General features: G+C 63.6%; 16 protein-coding genes. 12 read left to right on the top strand and 4 right to left on the bottom strand.

All coding sequences use genetic code 11. The annotated features are described in order from the left end of the window. Nucleotides 1-53: 53 nt before the first annotated feature. Together olsB and NPS58_RS08880 are read left to right on the top strand one after the other, a co-directional pair. Nucleotides 54-809 (top strand): L-ornithine N(alpha)-acyltransferase, encoded by a 756-nt coding sequence (gene olsB, locus NPS58_RS08885; protein WP_274115090.1) that lies wholly within the window; start codon nucleotides 54-56, stop codon nucleotides 807-809. Continuing rightward, on the top strand, nucleotides 809-1,597 hold the full coding sequence (locus NPS58_RS08880; protein WP_274115089.1) for a lysophospholipid acyltransferase family protein: 789 nt from the start codon (nucleotides 809-811) through the stop codon (nucleotides 1,595-1,597). Before olsB ends, NPS58_RS08880 begins: the two co-directional genes overlap by 1 nt. Here NPS58_RS08880 and NPS58_RS08875 read toward each other — a convergent pair. Beyond that, a complete protein-coding gene (locus NPS58_RS08875; RefSeq protein WP_274115088.1) occupies nucleotides 1,594-2,181 on the bottom strand; it encodes an ACP phosphodiesterase in 588 nt (195 codons plus the stop codon). The two genes, NPS58_RS08880 and NPS58_RS08875, sit on opposite strands and share 4 nt — an antisense overlap. 154 nt (nucleotides 2,182-2,335) lie before the next feature. Here NPS58_RS08875 and NPS58_RS08870 point away from each other — a divergent pair, with 154 nt between their 5' ends. The 3 genes from NPS58_RS08870 to NPS58_RS08860 are packed head-to-tail and all read left to right on the top strand — an operon-like array spanning nucleotide 2,336 to nucleotide 4,888. Beyond that, nucleotides 2,336-2,638, top strand: coding sequence for an ArsR/SmtB family transcription factor (locus NPS58_RS08870; RefSeq protein WP_038607345.1), 303 nt, complete (start codon nucleotides 2,336-2,338; stop codon nucleotides 2,636-2,638). A gap of 13 nt (nucleotides 2,639-2,651) precedes the next feature. Further along, on the top strand, nucleotides 2,652-3,821 hold the full coding sequence (locus tag NPS58_RS08865; protein WP_274115087.1) for an MFS transporter: 1,170 nt from the start codon (nucleotides 2,652-2,654) through the stop codon (nucleotides 3,819-3,821). 17 nt (nucleotides 3,822-3,838) lie between these two features. Continuing rightward, complete coding sequence (locus NPS58_RS08860) at nucleotides 3,839-4,888, top strand: alkene reductase (RefSeq protein ID WP_274115086.1); 1,050 nt, start codon at nucleotides 3,839-3,841, stop codon at nucleotides 4,886-4,888. Nucleotides 4,889-4,975: 87 nt separating this feature from the next. On the opposite strand, the gene NPS58_RS08855 is transcribed toward NPS58_RS08860, so the two are convergent. From NPS58_RS08855 to NPS58_RS08845, 3 genes are all read right to left on the bottom strand, one after another. After that, nucleotides 4,976-5,818: an ATPase gene (locus NPS58_RS08855; RefSeq protein ID WP_274115085.1), complete on the bottom strand. Its 843-nt coding sequence runs from the start codon at nucleotides 5,816-5,818 to the stop codon at nucleotides 4,976-4,978. 88 nt (nucleotides 5,819-5,906) lie between these two features. Then, the gene (locus NPS58_RS08850) at nucleotides 5,907-6,902 is read right to left on the bottom strand and encodes an NAD-dependent epimerase/dehydratase family protein (RefSeq protein WP_274115084.1); all 996 of its coding nucleotides are present in this window, start codon (nucleotides 6,900-6,902) and stop codon (nucleotides 5,907-5,909) included. 49 nt (nucleotides 6,903-6,951) lie between these two features. Continuing rightward, nucleotides 6,952-7,842, bottom strand: a complete 891-nt coding sequence (locus NPS58_RS08845) for a LysR family transcriptional regulator ArgP (protein WP_274115083.1) — start codon at nucleotides 7,840-7,842, stop codon at nucleotides 6,952-6,954. 122 nt (nucleotides 7,843-7,964) lie between these two features. Here NPS58_RS08845 and NPS58_RS08840 point away from each other — a divergent pair, with 122 nt between their 5' ends. The 7 genes from NPS58_RS08840 to NPS58_RS08810 all read left to right on the top strand — a co-directional run bounded on the left by NPS58_RS08840 (nucleotide 7,965) and on the right by NPS58_RS08810 (nucleotide 16,990). After that, nucleotides 7,965-8,564: a LysE/ArgO family amino acid transporter gene (locus NPS58_RS08840; RefSeq protein WP_274115082.1), complete on the top strand. Its 600-nt coding sequence runs from the start codon at nucleotides 7,965-7,967 to the stop codon at nucleotides 8,562-8,564. Nucleotides 8,565-8,752: 188 nt separating this feature from the next. Continuing rightward, nucleotides 8,753-9,349 carry a superoxide dismutase gene (locus NPS58_RS08835; protein WP_274115081.1) on the top strand — a complete coding sequence of 199 codons (597 nt, stop codon included), beginning with the start codon at nucleotides 8,753-8,755 and terminating at the stop codon, nucleotides 9,347-9,349. A gap of 263 nt (nucleotides 9,350-9,612) precedes the next feature. After that, nucleotides 9,613-11,664 (top strand): putative bifunctional diguanylate cyclase/phosphodiesterase, encoded by a 2,052-nt coding sequence (locus tag NPS58_RS08830; RefSeq protein WP_274115080.1) that lies wholly within the window; start codon nucleotides 9,613-9,615, stop codon nucleotides 11,662-11,664. A 148-nt stretch (nucleotides 11,665-11,812) separates the two neighbouring features. Beyond that, entirely contained in the window at nucleotides 11,813-13,153 is a 1,341-nt protein-coding gene (locus tag NPS58_RS08825) for an imelysin family protein (protein ID WP_274115079.1), read from the top strand. 228 nt (nucleotides 13,154-13,381) lie between these two features. Next, complete coding sequence (locus NPS58_RS08820) at nucleotides 13,382-14,809, top strand: di-heme oxidoredictase family protein (RefSeq protein WP_274115078.1); 1,428 nt, start codon at nucleotides 13,382-13,384, stop codon at nucleotides 14,807-14,809. Nucleotides 14,810-14,825: 16 nt separating this feature from the next. Continuing rightward, nucleotides 14,826-15,890 carry an imelysin family protein gene (locus tag NPS58_RS08815; protein WP_274115077.1) on the top strand — a complete coding sequence of 355 codons (1,065 nt, stop codon included), beginning with the start codon at nucleotides 14,826-14,828 and terminating at the stop codon, nucleotides 15,888-15,890. A 2-nt stretch (nucleotides 15,891-15,892) separates the two neighbouring features. Further along, nucleotides 15,893-16,990, top strand: coding sequence for a DUF1513 domain-containing protein (locus NPS58_RS08810; protein ID WP_274115076.1), 1,098 nt, complete (start codon nucleotides 15,893-15,895; stop codon nucleotides 16,988-16,990). Nucleotides 16,991-17,062 lie beyond the last annotated feature (72 nt).

Genomic DNA, 17,062 nt, shown 5'->3' with positions numbered 1-17,062 from the left:
GCACAACAAAGTCGACCGGCCGCAACCCCATGGCTGGCTTATGGAGACTCGCAATGACTCGGATCGCTCGCTCTGGCGACAACAGCACTGAACGCCGTCTGCAAGCCGAACGCCTGGTAGGCCCGGCGGCCCTGCAGGAAGCACAGGCCCTGCGCTACAGCGTGTTCAGCGGAGAATTCAAGGCCAAACTCAAGGGCGCCGAACAGGGCCTGGACATGGATGACTATGACATTCACTGCCGCCACATCGGTGTACGCGACCTCAACAACGGTCGCCTGGTAGCCACCACGCGCCTGCTCGACCATCAGGCCGCCAGTACCCTGGGCCGTTTCTACAGCGAAGAAGAGTTCAGCCTGCACGGCCTCGGCCACCTGCAAGGGCCGATCCTGGAGTTGGGGCGTACCTGTGTCGACCCCGCCTATCGTAACGGCGGCACCATCGCCGTGCTCTGGGCCGAGCTTGCCGAAGTGCTCAACGAAGGCCGCTACAGCTACCTGATGGGATGCGCCAGTATCCCCATGCAGGACGGCGGCGTGCAGGCTCATGCGATCATGCAGCGCCTGCGTGACCGCTACCTGTGCACCGAACATCTGCGCGCCGAACCGAAGAAACCACTGCCCAGCCTGGCCCTGCCCGGCAACGTGATCGCCGAAATGCCCCCCCTGCTCAAGGCCTACATGCGCCTGGGCGCAAAGATCTGCGGCGAGCCGTGCTGGGACGAGGACTTCCAGGTCGCCGACGTGTTCATCCTGCTCAAGCGCGACGAACTCTGCCCGCGCTATGCCCGCCACTTCAAGGCGGCGGTCTGATGCTGCGCATGCGCGTCATCGCACGCGTGTTCCGGGTCTTGTGGGTGGTACTGTTCGGCCTGGGCATGGCCGCCCTGTTCACCCTTTATGAACGCCTGCGCATTCCAGCCTCGACCGAGCGACGCCAGCGCTGGTCGCAGCTGTTCATGACCAAGCTGAGCAACGCCCTGCCCTTCAAGGTCCGGGTAATCGGTCCGTTGCCGCAACGGCCGATGCTCTGGGTCAGCAACCACGTGTCCTGGACCGACATTCCCCTGCTGGGCATGCTTGCCCCGCTGTCGTTCCTGTCCAAGGCCGAAGTGCGCGCCTGGCCGGTGGCCGGCTGGCTGGCGCTCAAGGCCGGCACCTTATTCATCCGTCGCGGTGGCAACGACAGCCAACTGTTGCGCAAGCAGATCAGCCAGCACCTGCAAAACGCCTGCGCCTTGCTGATCTTTCCCGAAGGCACCACCACCGATGGCCGCAGCCTGCGCACCTTCCACGGTCGCCTGCTGGCCAGCGCCATCGACACCGAAGTTCCCCTGCAACCGGTGGCCCTGCGTTACGTGCGCAATGGCCAGGCCGACCCGATTGCCCCGTTCATTGGCGACGACGATCTGCTCTCGCACCTGATGCGCCTGTTTGCCAATGACTGCGGGGAAGTGGAAATCCAGCTGCTGACGCCCATCCCTAGCGCAGGCGAAGAGCGCGCCGCCCTGGCCTTCAAGGCCCAGCAGGCAATCCAGGTGGCGTTGTTCGGTGTCCAGGAACCGGCCCTTCAGCCGCAGCGCCGGGCAAAGGCTGCCTAAACCTGGACCTGGGCCAGGGCCTTCCCGGCGAAGGCCTGCAGTTCGGGGTAGAACGCCCGGAAGTCGTCGCTCAAGGGCACATACAGCGTATCGACCAGCTCCAGGGCACCGTCCATGCCCTCAGGCCTGGACAAGCGTCGGGCGATACCGCGAAACACCTGCTCCAGCACCGCAAACTCGCGGTACGAGCCCAGCCAGTCGTCGGCCGCCATGGAGGGTGCGATCTGCGCCAGCCGCCCCGGCAGGTCCGCTTGCGCCGCCAGCACCTGATATACCCGCCCGGTGAACTGCTCCAGCGGCTGCTCGGCATAATCCTGCCAATGCAGGGCGAGGCAGTGGTCGAAGAACACATCGAGGATGATCCCGGCAAAGCGCCGCCGCTCGCGTGGAAAACGCGCCAGCGCGCCGAGTACCAGCGGATGACTGTCGGTAAAGACATCGATTTGCCGGTGCAGCCGAATCGCGGCCTCCAGCGGCAAGGGAAAGCGACCGTGCAATGGCCCTTTGACGAAGTCGCCATAGAGACTGCCGAGCAGTTGCTCGGGTTGCTGGCCGCCCAGATGAAGGTGTGCGAGGTAGTTCATGGGCGCAGTCTAGCACCTGGGCAACTCATATCGTTATAACCCGATATAGCGATTTACGCTGAGCTCAGAACCTCTTCATATTTGTATATCGCGAAATACCGATTTATATTTCGCTCCATCGCGATATACCGCTACACAACCCATGAGCCCAACCATGCCTCTCGATCTCGACGAAATAATAAAAGCCCTGGCCCACCCAGTACGGCGAGAAATCCTCAACTGGCTGAAAGACCCGGACGTGCAGTTCCCCGACCAGCACCACAGCACCGAACACGGTGTGTGTGCCGGGCAGATCGACCAACGCTGCGGCCTGTCGCAGTCGACGGTCTCGGCCCACCTGGCGACCTTGCAACGCGCGGGGCTGATAAGCAGCCAGAAGATCGGACAGTGGCACTTTTTCAAGCGTAACGAGGAAACCATCCAGGCCTTCCTCAAGCAGATGAGCCAAGAGCTCTGACAAGGACTTTGCAATGCCCCTTTCACTCCTGATCCTGGCGCTCAGCGCCTTCGCCATCGGTACCACCGAGTTCGTCATCATGGGTCTGTTGCCCGATGTGGCGGCAGACCTTGGCGTGTCGATCCCCGGTGCCGGCTGGCTGGTCACGGGCTATGCCCTGGGCGTGGCCATTGGCGCACCGTTCATGGCCCTGGCCACCTCACGCCTGCCTCGCAAGGCCGCCCTGATCGCGCTGATGGGTGTGTTCATCGTCGGTAACCTGCTGTGTGCGGTGGCCGCCGACTATAACCTGCTGATGTTCGCCCGGGTCGTCACGGCCTTGTGCCACGGTGCCTTCTTCGGCATCGGCTCGGTGGTTGCCGCAAGCCTGGTACCGGCCAATCGCCGTGCCTCGGCCGTGGCCCTGATGTTCACCGGCCTGACCCTGGCCAACGTGCTGGGTGTACCGCTGGGCACTGCCCTGGGCCAGGTGTACGGCTGGCGTTCGACATTCTGGGCGGTGACCGTGATCGGTGTGATTGCCTTGATCGGCCTGATCCGCTTCCTGCCATTGCGCCATGACGAGGAAAAACTCGACATGCGCGCAGAACTGGCCGCGCTCAAGGGCGCGGGTATCTGGCTGTCGCTGTCGATGACCGTGTTGTTCTCGGCCTCGATGTTCGCCCTGTTCACCTACGTGGCTCCGCTGCTGGGCGATGTCACCGGTATTTCGCCCCAGGGCGTGACCTGGACCCTGCTGCTGATCGGCCTGGGCCTGACGCTGGGCAATATCGTCGGTGGCAAGCTGGCCGACCGGCGCCTGAGCGCGACCCTGATCGGCGTGTTCATCAGCATGGCGGTGGTTTCCACCGCGCTGAGCTGGACCAGCGTGGCCGTGATCCCGGCAGAAATCACCCTGTTCCTCTGGGCCACCGCCGCCTTCGCCGCCGTACCGGCGCTGCAGGTCAATGTGGTGACCTTCGGCAAGGCGGCACCGAACCTGGTATCGACACTGAACATTGGCGCTTTCAACCTGGGCAATGCCCTGGGTGCATGGGTCGGCGGCACCGTCATCGCCCAGGGCCTGGGCCTGACCAGCGTACCCCTGGCCGCCGCGGCACTGGCCGTGCTGGCCCTGATCGTCACCCTGATCACCTTCAGCCAGGGCGGCAAGAACGCCGAACTGGCACCTGCCACTCACTGACAAGCCCTGAGGTATCCATGACGACTATTTTCGATCCCATCACCCTCGGCGACCTCGAACTGCCGAACCGCATCATCATGGCGCCGCTGACCCGCTGCCGCGCCGATGAGGGCCGGGTGCCCAACGCGCTGATGGCCGAGTACTACGTGCAGCGCGCCAGTGCCGGCCTGATCCTCAGCGAGGCCACCTCGGTGACCCCGATGGGCGTCGGCTACCCCGATACCCCCGGTATCTGGTCCAACGACCAGGTGCGTGGCTGGACCAACGTGACCAAATCGGTGCATGGCGCCGGCGGGCGGATCTTCCTGCAGCTGTGGCACGTGGGGCGCATCTCTCACCCCACCTACCTCAACGGCGAAACTCCGGTGGCACCGAGTGCGATCCAGCCCAAGGGCCACGTCAGCCTGGTGCGTCCGCTGGCCGACTACCCGACGCCACGCGCCCTGGAAACCGCTGAGATCGCCGACATCGTCGAGGCCTATCGCACCGGGGCCGAGAACGCCAAGGCGGCCGGTTTCGACGGCGTGGAAGTGCATGCCGCCAACGGTTACCTGCTCGACCAGTTCCTGCAGAGCAGCACTAACCAGCGTACCGACCTGTACGGCGGCTCGTTGGAGAACCGTGCACGGCTGCTGCTGGAAGTGACGGATGCGGTGATCGACGTGTGGGGCGCGCAGCGGGTGGGCGTACACCTGGCGCCAAGGGCCGACTCCCATGACATGGGTGATGCCAACCGTGCCGAGACGTTCACCTATGTGGCCCGCGAACTGGGCAAGCGCGGCATTGCCTTCATCTGCTCGCGGGAAAAGGAAGCCGACGACAGCATCGGTCCGTTGATCAAGGAAGCCTTCGGCGGCCCTTACATCGTCAACGAGCGCTTCACCAAGGCCAGCGCCAACGCTTCACTGGCCAGCGGCCGGGCCGATGCGGTGGCATTCGGAATCCCGTTCATCGCCAACCCGGACCTCCCGGCCCGCCTGGCAGCGGACGCACCGCTGAATGAGGCGCACCCCGAGACCTTCTACGGCAAGGGGCCGGTGGGTTATATCGACTATCCGCGGATGTAGGAACGTATCGCGGGGCAAGCCCGCTCCCACAGGTTGGATCATTGGCCTGTGGAAGCGGGCTTGCCCCGCGATCGATATTGCCTCGAGTCAGGGACGGGCGTTGATCTGCCGCTGCAGATTCTGCACCTGACTCTGCAGGGTATTGATGGTACGGGTCATCTGGGCCCGAAACGCATCGAACTCGGCCACCGAGGCGCCACTGGTCACCGGCGCCGCGGGGCGATTTTCCTGCTCGCTCTTGAGCACCAGCAAATCCTGTTCGAGACGCTCGATGGCCGCACTGGGGTTGCCCTGTTTCTTCAGGCTCGCCACCTCGGCGCTCAGGCTCTTGAGCTGACCGTCGAGCTTGCCACCATCGACCTGGGCCGCCTTCAACGCCGCCAGTTCGGCATTCACCGACTTCAACTGTGCCTGCAGTTCGGTCTGCAACCTGGCATTGGCCGCCTGCTGTTCACTGGCCTGGGCCAACACCTGCTCCAGGCGCTTGCCCAGATCCCCTGCCTGCCCCGCCACGCCCTGCTGCTGCTTGCCCTGCTCGGCCAGGCTCGCCTGCAGCTGCTTGATCTGCAGCTTCAAGGCTTCACTGCCGCTGTTGACGTTGGTCTCGCTGGCATCGACCTTGCCGCTGATCGCCTGCAGGCGACCGGCAGCCTCCTCGCTGATACGGGCAAAGCTTTCCTGGGTCGCGACCAGTTGCTGCTCCATCAGCGACACTTGCTGGAAACTCCACCAGCCAAGCCCCGCCAAGGCAATGAAGGAAGCCCCCAGCAAGGCCCACAAGGGTCCCGTGCTGGCCGCGCGCGGGGCTTTACGGCCGGTGCCGGCTGTTACGCCACGGCTCACGGCCAGCGGCTCGAAATCATCGTCATCCCGCGTACCGGCCCGCAGGCTCGGGACATTGTCGAAATCGTCTTGAAGATCGTTACGCATGAGAGCCTTCAACCGCCGTAGTAGCAAATGGGCACTAGTATAAACCGCTTGCGCGGCGCTCTGATCGACCGCAAACCGGCGCCTGGGTTCAGCGCTGCGAATCCTGGGCCTTCCACCAGCCACAGAACTCATCCAGCGCCGACCACAGGCTGACCGTGGGCCGATAGTTCAACAGATGCCGGGCGCGGCTGATATCGAGCGTGAAATCCTTGCTCATCACCTGCATGCCCAGGCGCGACAGGGTCGGCTGCGGGCGCCCGGGCCAGAGCAGGCAGGCGCCTTCGTTCAGGGCAGCCATGCTGTAGGCCAGGCCATAGGAACGGTAGCGAGTGACCTGGGGCAAGTGCATCTGGCGCATCACGTAGTTGACCACATCCCACACCGGCAGCGGATGCCCGTTGCTGATGTTGTAGGCCTGGCCCAGGGCCTCTTCATCGGCGAACAGCGCGCTGAGCAGGGCTTCGTTGAGGTTCTGAACGCTGGTGAAGTCGACCTTGTTAAGGCCGTTGCCGATGATCGCCAGGCGACGCTTGCGCTGCATCTGCAGCAAGCGCGGGAAAATGCTCACATCCCCGGCGCCGGTGACAAACCGCGGGCGCAAGGCCAGCACTTCAAGACCGAACTCCTGGGCGCCGAAGACTTTTTGCTCGGCCAGGTACTTGGTGGCCCCGTAGTGATCATGGAAGCGGCGTGGCACCTGGTCTTCGCGAATGTCCCGTTGCGAACGACCATTGAAGTAGATCGAAGGCGACGACAGGTGCACCAGGCGCCGCACATGCTCCTTGAGGCACGCCTCGACCACGTTCTCGGTGACCACCACGTTGCCCTGGTAGAAATCCTGGTAGCGCCCCCAGTTGCCCACCGCGCCCGCGCAGTGCACCACGGCATCCACGCCCTGGCACACGCGCCGGGCCAACTCCGGGTCGCCCAGGTCGCCTGGGGTGAACTGCGCCCCGCGCCGCACCAGATGCTCGACGCCTTCGGCACGCCGGCCGTTGACCCGGACCTCGAGGCCCTGCTCCAGGGCAAAACGCGCAAAGCGCCCGCCAATGAAGCCGCTTGCGCCGGTGACCAGAATTCGCATGTACCACTCCGCCTAACCAGATTTCAGATGCTGCTGACGCCGCCAACGCCTACAAGGGCACCAGCCATTGCCGGGCCGTGAGGCGCAGATGTTCGGTCAGTTGCGCGAGCAGTTGCCCGCCATTGCGCCAATGATGCCAGTACAGCGGCACATCGATGGGTTTATCCGCTGAAATTTCTACCAGGTGGCCGCTGGCCAACTGCTCACGGACCTGCAACTCCGGCACCAGACCCCAGCCAAGCCCGGCTTCGGTCATGCGCAAAAAGCCTTCGGACGATGGGCACAAGTGGTGCAGGAAGCCATCCTGGATACCCAGGGACGCCAGGTAGCGATGCTGCAGGAAGTCATCCGGGCCGAAGACCAGTGCCGGGGTTCGCGGCAACCGCGAGGCGTCGAAGCCCTGCGGGAAGTAACGGGCCATGAATGCCGGGCTGGCCAGGGCCCGATAGCGCATCGCGCCCAGTGGCGAGCTGCGCGCGCCGGCCACCGGCCGTTCGCTGCCACACAGGCAGGCCGCCACTTCGCCGGCACGCATGCGCTTGAGGCCCACTTCCTGGTCTTCCACCACCAGGTCGAGCAACACCTGCTGCTCGGCACAGAAGGTACCCACTGCCCCGGCCCACCAGGTGGCCAGGCTGTCGGCGTTGAGGGCAATGCGCAGACGTTCGGGCATGCCTTGCTCGTTAAGCGCCGGCACCTGGCTTTGCAGGTCGCGTTCCAGCAATCGCACTTGCTGCACATGGTTGAGCAACTGACGGCCGACATCGGTGGGGCTGGGCGGATTGGCCCGAATCAGCACCGGTTGCCCGACCCGCGCCTCGAGCAACTTGATGCGCTGGGAGATCGCCGACTGGGACAGCCCCAACACCTGCGCGGCGCGCTCGAAACCGGCCTGTTCGATAACGGCGGCCAGGGCAGAGAGCAATTTGTAATCGAACATTATTTTTCCTAATGCCGGATCAGCTTTATTTGTTTTTCTTATACAGATCCACACCCCAGAATGGCCAGCATCTTCTTTGATTTAAGCGCCGCGTCCTGCTGGCGCCTGCGGAGTGTCCCCCTATGTGGCAAAGCTACCTGAACGGCCTGCTGGTCGCCTTCGGCCTGATCATGGCGATCGGTACCCAGAACGCCTTCGTCCTGGCCCAGAGCCTGCGCCGAGAACATCACCTGCCGGTGGCGGCCCTGTGTGTGTTCTGCGATGCCATTCTGGTCGCCGCCGGGGTATTCGGCCTGGCCACGGTGCTGGCCCAGAACCCGACGCTGCTGGCCGTGGCCCGTTGGGGTGGCGCGGTGTTCCTCATCTGGTACGGCAGCAAGGCGCTGCTGCGTGCCTGCTCGACCCAGAGCCTGCAACAGAGCGAGGGCCAGGGCCTGCGCTCACGCCGCGCGGTGCTGCTCAGTGCCTTGGCGGTCACCTTGCTCAACCCGCACGTGTACCTGGATACCGTGCTGCTGATCGGCTCGCTGGGCGCCCAGCAAACGGTACCGGGCGCCTACGTGGCCGGCGCGGCCAGCGCTTCGCTGCTGTGGTTCTTCACCCTCGCGCTGGGCGCGGCCTGGCTGGCACCCTGGCTGGCACGTCCCGGCACCTGGCGCCTGCTCGACCTGATGGTGGCGGTGATGATGTTCGCCGTGGCTGCCCAGCTGATCCTCACCTGAGCACCACTCGTCTGGCGGCTGCGAAGGCTCTGGAACCTCTTTCCCGTACACTTGTTGCGTGGTTAAGCACAGGGCCCGGTGCTATGATCCTGCCCTTGCGTCGCAAAGAGTAAAAACTCCCCGACGCACTCCGGCCGCCCGTGATCGGCCTTGCGCTCACCGCAACAGACCTGATTAGGAGAATCACCATGGCTTTTGAATTGCCGCCGCTGCCTTACGCACACGACGCCCTGCAGCCGCACATTTCCAAGGAAACCCTGGAATACCACCACGACAAGCACCACAACACCTATGTCGTGAACCTGAACAACCTGGTGCCAGGCACCGAGTTCGAAGGCAAGACCCTGGAAGAGATCGTCAAGACCTCTTCGGGCGGTATCTTCAACAACGCCGCTCAAGTCTGGAACCACACCTTCTACTGGAACTGCCTGGCGCCTAACGCCGGCGGCCAACCAACCGGCGCCCTGGCTGAAGCCATCAACGCTGCGTTCGGCTCTTTCGACAAGTTCAAGGAAGAGTTCACCAAGACTTCCGTCGGCACCTTCGGCTCCGGCTGGGGCTGGCTGGTGAAAAAGGCTGACGGTTCCCTGGCCCTGGCCAGCACCATCGGCGCCGGCTGCCCACTGACCAGCGGCGACACCCCGCTGCTGACCTGCGACGTCTGGGAGCACGCTTACTACATCGACTACCGCAACCTGCGTCCTAAGTATGTCGAGGCATTCTGGAACCTGGTCAACTGGAAGTTCGTTGCCGAGCAGTTCGAAGGCAAGACCTTTACTGCCTAAGCGAAACCCGTGATAAAAAACCCGGCCTGGCCGGGTTTTTTTTCGCCTGCGCCGACCCCTGTGGCTCTTGCTCCAGGCCGATACCGCGCTAACATCAAACGTTGGGAAGGAAGACTCCCGCAATTAAAGTCGCAAGGCCGGGAACCGATACAGGGATCGCGGGACATCGATGCCGGAAGGGGCCGGGTTCTGCCAACGGCCGATAGTGGATTGCCAAGTTTGATGGCAAAATGATGCCATGCGCATGGATTAAGGAAACCCCATTGAAGCTGGAACTCAAGAACAGCTTATCGGTCAAGTTGCTCAGGGTTGTACTGCTCTCGGCACTGGTGGTCGGTGTCGTTCTCAGTTGTGCGCAGATCGTCTTCGATGCCTACAAGACTCGTCAGGCAGTGGCCAGTGACGCCCAACGAATCCTCGACATGTTCCGCGACCCGTCTACCCAGGCTGTCTACAGCCTGGACAAGGAAATGGGCATGCAGGTCATGGAAGGCTTGTTCCAGGATGAATCGGTGCGCATGGCCTCGATCGGCCACCCCAATGAAACCATGCTGGCGGAAAAAAACCGCCCGTTGCAGGAATCCCCCACCCGCTGGCTGACCGACCTCATCCTGGGCCAGGAACGCACCTTCACTACGCAACTGGTGGGCCGCGGGCCCTATAGCGAATACTACGGCGACCTGAGCATCACCCTGGACACCGCCAGCTACGGCAAGGGGTTTCTGGTCAACTCGGTGATCATCTTCATTTCCGGGGTACTGCGCGCCCTGGCCATGGGCCTGGTGCTGTACCTGGTCTATCACTGGATGCTCACCAAGCCGCTGTCGAAGATCATCGATCACCTCACCCAGATCAACCCCGACCGCCCCAGCCAGCACCAGATACCGCTGATCAAGGGCCACGAACGCAACGAGCTGGGGTTGTGGGTCAACACCGCCAACCAGTTGCTCGCCTCCATCGAGCGCAACACCCACCTGCGCCACGAGGCCGAGAACAGTCTGCTGCGCATGGCCCAGTACGATTTCCTCACCGGCCTGCCCAATCGCCAGCAATTGCAGCAGCAACTGGACAAGATCCTCGTCGATGCCGGTCGCCTGCAGCGTCGGGTGGCCGTGCTGTGCGTCGGCCTTGACGACTTCAAGGGCATCAACGAGCAGTTCAGCTACCAGGCCGGCGACCAGTTGCTGCTGGCCCTGGCCGACCGCCTGCGTGCCCATAGCGGCCGGCTCGGCGCCCTGGCACGGCTGGGCGGTGACCAGTTCGCCCTGGTCCAGGCCGATATCGAGCAACCCTACGAAGCGGCAGAGCTGGCCCAGAGCATCCTCGATGACCTGGAAGCGCCCTTCGCCCTGGGCCACCAGGAAATTCGCCTGCGCGCTACCATCGGCATCACCCTGTTCCCCGAAGACGGCGACAGCACCGAGAAGCTGCTGCAAAAGGCCGAACAGACCATGACCCTGGCCAAGACCCGTTCGCGCAATCGCTACCAGTTCTACATCGCCAGCGTCGACAGCGAGATGCGCCGCCGTCGCGAACTGGAGAAAGACCTGCGCGAAGCGCTGCCGCGCAATCAGTTGTACCTGGTCTATCAACCGCAGATCAGCTACCGCGACCACCGCGTGGTCGGCGTCGAGGCCCTGCTGCGCTGGCAGCACCCGGAGCCGGGCATGGTCCCGCCGGACCAGTTCATTCCCCTGGCCGAGCAGAACGGCAACATCATCACCATTGGTGAATGGGTGCTCGACCAGGCGTGCCGGCAATTGCGCGAATGGCACGACCAGGGCTTCAGCGAGCTGCGCATGGCGGTCAACCTGTCGACCGTGCAACTGCACCACAACGAACTGCCACGGGTGGTCAACAACCTGCTGCAGATCTACCGCCTGCCGCCGCGCAGCCTGGAGCTGGAAGTCACCGAGACCGGCCTGATGGAAGACATCAGCACCGCCGCCCAGCACCTGCTCAGCCTGCGCCGCTCAGGTGCGCTGATCGCCATCGACGACTTCGGCACCGGCTACTCCTCGCTCAGCTATTTGAAATCGCTACCGCTGGACAAGATCAAGATCGACAAGAGCTTCGTCCAGGACCTGCTCGATGACGACGACGATGCGACCATCGTTCGGGCCATCATCCAGCTGGGCAAGAGCCTGGGCATGCAGGTCATCGCCGAGGGCGTGGAAACCGCCGAGCAGGAAGCCTACATCATTGCCCAGGGCTGCCATGAAGGTCAGGGCTACCACTACAGCAAGCCCTTGCCTGCGCGGGAGCTGACAGCCTTCCTGAAGCAGGCGCAACGCAACCAGCTTTCTATTCTGTAACCCCCACCGGCGTTGAGTAAAAGGGCAGAACCACGCATTTGAATATTTACGTGACTGCCCCTTTACACAAAATGCAAATCTTTCGCATTATGTTGCAGCTTTGCGTACCCCGGTACGCCTGTCCAACCTCTCGACGCAGGAATTCACCATGATTCGTATGCCTCTGGCCACCGCCAGTCTGTTGGCCATTGCCATCTCTCTCGCCGGTTGCGGCGATGACAAGGACAAGGCGGCCGCACCGCAAGCCCAGGCCCCTGCCGCCAGCGCAGCAGCACCGGCAGCCGGTGCCGTCGACGAGGCCGCCGCCAAGGCCGTGGTCAAGCACTACGCCGATATGGTCCACGCCGTGTACAGCGACTCGCTGAGCACCGCCAAGACCCTGCAGACCGCTATCGATGCCTTCCTCGCCAAGCCCAACGACGAAACCCTGAAGGCCGCCAAGGCCGCCAAGGCCGCCTGGGTAGCCGCCCGCGTTCCTTACCTGCAGAGCGAAGTGTTCCGTTTCGGCAATACCATCGTCGACGACTGGGAAGGCCAAGTGAACGCCTGGCCGCTGGACGAAGGCCTGATCGACTACGTCGACGCCAGCTACGAGCATGCCCTGGGCAACCCGGGTGCTTCGGCCAACATCATTGCCAACACTGAAATCCAGGTCGGCGAAGACAAGATCGACGTCAAGGAAATCACCCCGGAAAAACTCGCCAGCCTCAATGAGCTGGGCGGTTCCGAAGCCAACGTTGCCACCGGCTACCACGCCATCGAATTCCTGCTCTGGGGCCAGGACCTGAACGGCACCGGCCCGGGCGCCGGCGCACGTCCTGCTTCCGATTACCTGGAAGGCCAAGGCGCCACGGGTGGTCACAACGAGCGTCGCCGCGCCTACCTCAAGGCCGTGACCCAACTGCTGGTCAGCGACCTCGAAGAAATGGTCGGCAACTGGGCACCTGGCGTTGCCAGCAACTACCGCGCCACCCTCGAAGCCGAGCCTGTCACCGACGGCCTGCGTAAAATGCTGTTCGGCATGGGCAGCCTGTCGCTGGGCGAACTGGCGGGCGAGCGCATGAAGGTTTCCCTGGAAGCCAACTCCCCTGAAGACGAGCACGACTGCTTCAGCGACAACACCCACTACTCGCACTTCTACGACGCCAAGGGCATCCGCAACGTCTACCTGGGCGAGTACCTGCGCGCCGACGGCAGCAAGATGACCGGCCCGAGCCTGTCCTCGCTGGTCGCCAAGATCGACCCGGCCACCGACGCCACCCTCAAGGCCGACCTTGAAGCCACCGAAGCGAAGATCCAGGTCATCGTCGACCACGCCAAAAAGGGTGAGCACTACGACCAGCTGATCGCGGCCGACAACACCGCCGGCAACCAGATCGTGCGCGACGCCATCGCCTCGCTGGTCAAGCAGACCGGTGCCATCGAACAGGCCGCAGGCAAACTGGGCATTGCCAACCTGAACCCGGACACTGCCGACCACGAGTTCTGACTCAGCAGCCGGACCAAAAAAGGCGACCATCGGGTCGCCTTTTTCGTGGGCCACTGCCTGTGCGGGAACGGGCTTGCCCCGCTATCAGCCCAGTCCCCGCCTGCTCCCCCCTGACAACATGCGCAGATAACACAGATTTCATCCGCCAAACGCAAATCCCTCTTATTCGATTTAACTTAGCCTGCTAAGCTTGCACGCCGGTTTTTACCCCAAGCCCCAGGATTTTCGATGTCCTCGTTGCTTTATCGCCTTTGTCCCCTGCTGCTGGCTGTCGGCCTGGCAGGTTGCGACGACGCCCCGCGTTTCACCCAGGCCGAGCCCGGCGAAGCGTTGGGCGGTGGCAAGACGACGGTCAACAAGCGCGACCAGAATGCCTACTCCATGCCCTCTGCCAACCTCGCGCCCAGCCGGCGCCTGGACTTCAGCGTCGGCAACAGCTTCTTCCGCAACCCTTGGGTCATCGCCCCCGCGACCACCACGGCCCGTGACGGCCTGGGGCCGCTGTTCAATACCAACGCCTGCCAGAACTGCCATATCAAGGACGGCCGTGGACATCCACCCGGCCCCAATGCCAAGCATGCGGTATCGATGCTGGTACGCCTGTCGATTCCCGACCAGCCCCATTACGCCAAGGTCATCGAACAACTGGGCATCGTCCCCGAACCTGTGTATGGCGGTCAGTTCCAGGACATGGCCGTGCCTGGGGTTCCCCCCGAAGGCAAGGTTCGGGTCGAGTACACTCCGGTGCCGGTGACCTTCAAGGACGGCAGCACGATAGAACTGCGCCAGCCCGCCCTGCAGATCACCCAGCTCGGCTACGGCCCGATGCACCCCGATACGCGCTTTTCCGCCCGCATCGCCCCGCCGATGATCGGCCTGGGCCTGCTCGAAGCGATCCCCGAGGCCGCCCTGTTGGCCAACGCCGACCCCGATGATCGCAATGGCGATGGCATTCGCGGGCGGGCCAACCAGGTCTGGGACGATGCCTTGGGCAAGACGGTGATGGGCCGTTTTGGCTGGAAAGCCGGGCAACCGAACCTCAACCAGCAGAACGTGCATGCGTTTTCGGGCGACATGGGCCTGACCACCCGCCTGCGCCCCGTGGACGACTGCACACCGGCACAGGTCGACTGCCTGAATGCTCCTGACGGCAAGGGTGCCGACGGCGAGCAGGAAGTCAGTGAGAACATCCTGCGCCTGGTGTTGTTCTACACCCGCAACCTGGCGGTGCCGATCCGCCAGGACGTCGATTCGCCCCAGGTGCTGGCCGGCAAGAACCTTTTTCACCAGGCCGGTTGCCAAGGCTGCCACACCCCAAGCTTCACCACCGCCGCCGATGCCGCCGAGCCGGAGCTGGCCAATCAGTTGATTCGCCCCTACAGCGACATGCTGTTGCACGACATGGGCCCAGGCCTTGCCGACAATCGCACCGAGTTCAAGGCCAGTGGCCAGGACTGGCGTACCCCTCCTCTGTGGGGTATCGGCCTGACCCAGACCGTCAGCGGCCACACCCAGTTTCTTCACGACGGCCGCGCCCGCAACCTGCTCGAAGCCGTGCTCTGGCACGGCGGCGAAGCCGAGGCGGCCAAGCAGCACGTATTGACCTTCAATGCCGAGCAACGCGCCGCGTTGGTGGCGTTCCTGAATTCACTTTAAGCCAAAGGAGCCGGGCATGTTCCGACCCAAACTGTTGTTCACAAGCCTCGCTGCCCTTGCCCTGGGCGCCTGCTCGCCGCAAGACCCGCAAGCAGTGACCTCCGCCGCGATTGCCAAGCAGGTGATCCTGCCGACCTACAGCCGTTGGGTCGAAGCCGACCGCCAGCTGGCCGTCAGCGCCCTGGCCTTCTGCGAAGGCAAGGCCGACCTGGCCACGGCCCGTGCCGATTTCCTCCACGCACAAAAAGCCTGGGCCGAGCTGCAACCCCTGCTGATCGGCCCGCTGGCCGAAGGCAACCGCGCCTGGCAGGTGCAGTTCTGGCCCGACAAAAAGAACCTGGTCGGTCGCCAGGTCGAGCAACTGGTCAATGGCGACAAGCCGGTAGATGCCGCCTCCCTGGCCAAGTCCAGCGTCGTCGTGCGCGGTCTCTCCGCCTACGAATACATCCTGTTCGACAGCAAGCCGGATGCCGCCAATGCCGAGCAAAAAGCTCGCTACTGCCCACTGCTGGTCGCCATCGGTGAACACCAGAAGGCGCTGGCCGAAGAGATCCTCAAAGGTTGGAACAACACCGACGGCATGCTGGCGCAGATGACCAAGTTCCCCAACCAGCGCTATGCCGACTCCCACGAAGCGATCGCCGATCTGCTGCGGGCCCAGGTCACGGCCCTGGACACCCTGAAGAAAAAACTCGGCGCGCCCATGGGCCGCTTGAGCAAAGGCATCCCGCAGCCGCTGCAGGCCGAAGCCTGGCGCAGCCACTCCTCGCTCAAGAGCCTCGAGGCCAGCCTGACTGCCGCACAGACCGTCTGGGTCGGTGTCGACAACCAGGGCCTGCGTGGCTTGCTCGGCAAGGATCAGAAGGCCCTGGCCGACAAGATCGACGCCGCCTACGCCAATGCCCTGAAGCTGCTGGCCGCCAACCAGAAACCACTGGGCGAACTGCTCGAAGACGAAGCCGGTCGCCAGCAGCTCAATGCAATCTACGACAGCCTCAACGTTGTCCACCGCCTGCATGAAGGCGAGCTGGCCAAGGCGTTGGGCATCCAGCTGGGCTTCAACGCCAACGACGGTGACTGATCATGTTGCGACGCCAGGCTCTCAAACTCGGTAGCGTTCTACTCAGCGCCCTCACCCTGGGCGGCTGGACCTTGTTTCGCGGCAAAGAAAGCGGCCCGCTGCTGCTCTCGGCCCGCGATGACGGCGATGGCAAGCACTACGCCGTCGGCTATCGGCTGGACGGCACCCAGGTGTTCGCCACCCAGGTTGGCCAGCGTTGCCACGACATCATCAACCACCCCGAACTGCCCATTGCCCTGTTCGTAGCCCGGCGCCCCGGCACCGAAAGCTATCTTGTCGACCTGCGCGATGGGCGTCTGTTGCAGACCATCACCTCGCAGCCGAACCGGCACTTCTATGGGCATGCGGTCATCCACAAGAGCGGCGAATGGCTGTATGCCACCGAGAACGACACCACCGATCCCGGTCGTGGCGTACTCGGTGTCTATCGTTTTGACGGCGAACGCCTTGCCCATGCCGGCGAGATCCCGACTCACGGTATCGGTCCGCACCAGGTGTCGTGGATGCCCGATGGCGAAACCCTGGTGGTCGCCAATGGCGGCATTCGCACCGAGGCCGAAAGCCGGGTAGAGATGAACCTCGACGCCATGGAACCGAGCCTGGTGCTGATGCAGCGCGACGGCACCCTGCTGAGCAAGGAAGAACTGCCCCAGCAGATGAACAGCGTGCGTCACCTGGCAATTGCCAGCGACGGCACCATCGTCGCCGGCCAGCAGTTCATGGGCTCGGGCGATGAAACCGCCGAGCTGTTGGCGATCAAGCGTCCGGGGCAAGCGTTCCAGGCCTTCGAGGTCCCCGAGCAGCAGTTGCAGTCGATGGCCAACTACACCGCCAGCGTGGCCATTCATAGCGAGCTGCGCCTGGTCGCCTTGACCGCACCGCGGGCCAATCGCCTGTTCATATGGGACCTGGACACCGCGCAGGTGCGCCTGGATGCGCCGATGCCCGATTGTGCCGGTGTGGGTGCGGTGGCCGACGGTTTTGTCGTCACCTCGGGCCAGGGGCGATGCCGGCTGTATGACTGCCGCAAGCCCGAACTGATCGGCCAACCCCTGCAATTGCCATCCGGGCTGTGGGACAACCACTTGCACCTGGCCTGAAACCACCCGGGAACAGAAAGTTCCCAAAACCGGTCAAACGCGTAATATCGCTACATCGCACGTGGGCAGGAA

The sequence above is a fragment of the Pseudomonas putida genome, from assembly GCF_028682455.1.
Classification (GTDB): domain Bacteria; phylum Pseudomonadota; class Gammaproteobacteria; order Pseudomonadales; family Pseudomonadaceae; genus Aquipseudomonas; species Aquipseudomonas putida_AA.
This window is presented reverse-complemented; position numbering and strand designations above follow the sequence as displayed.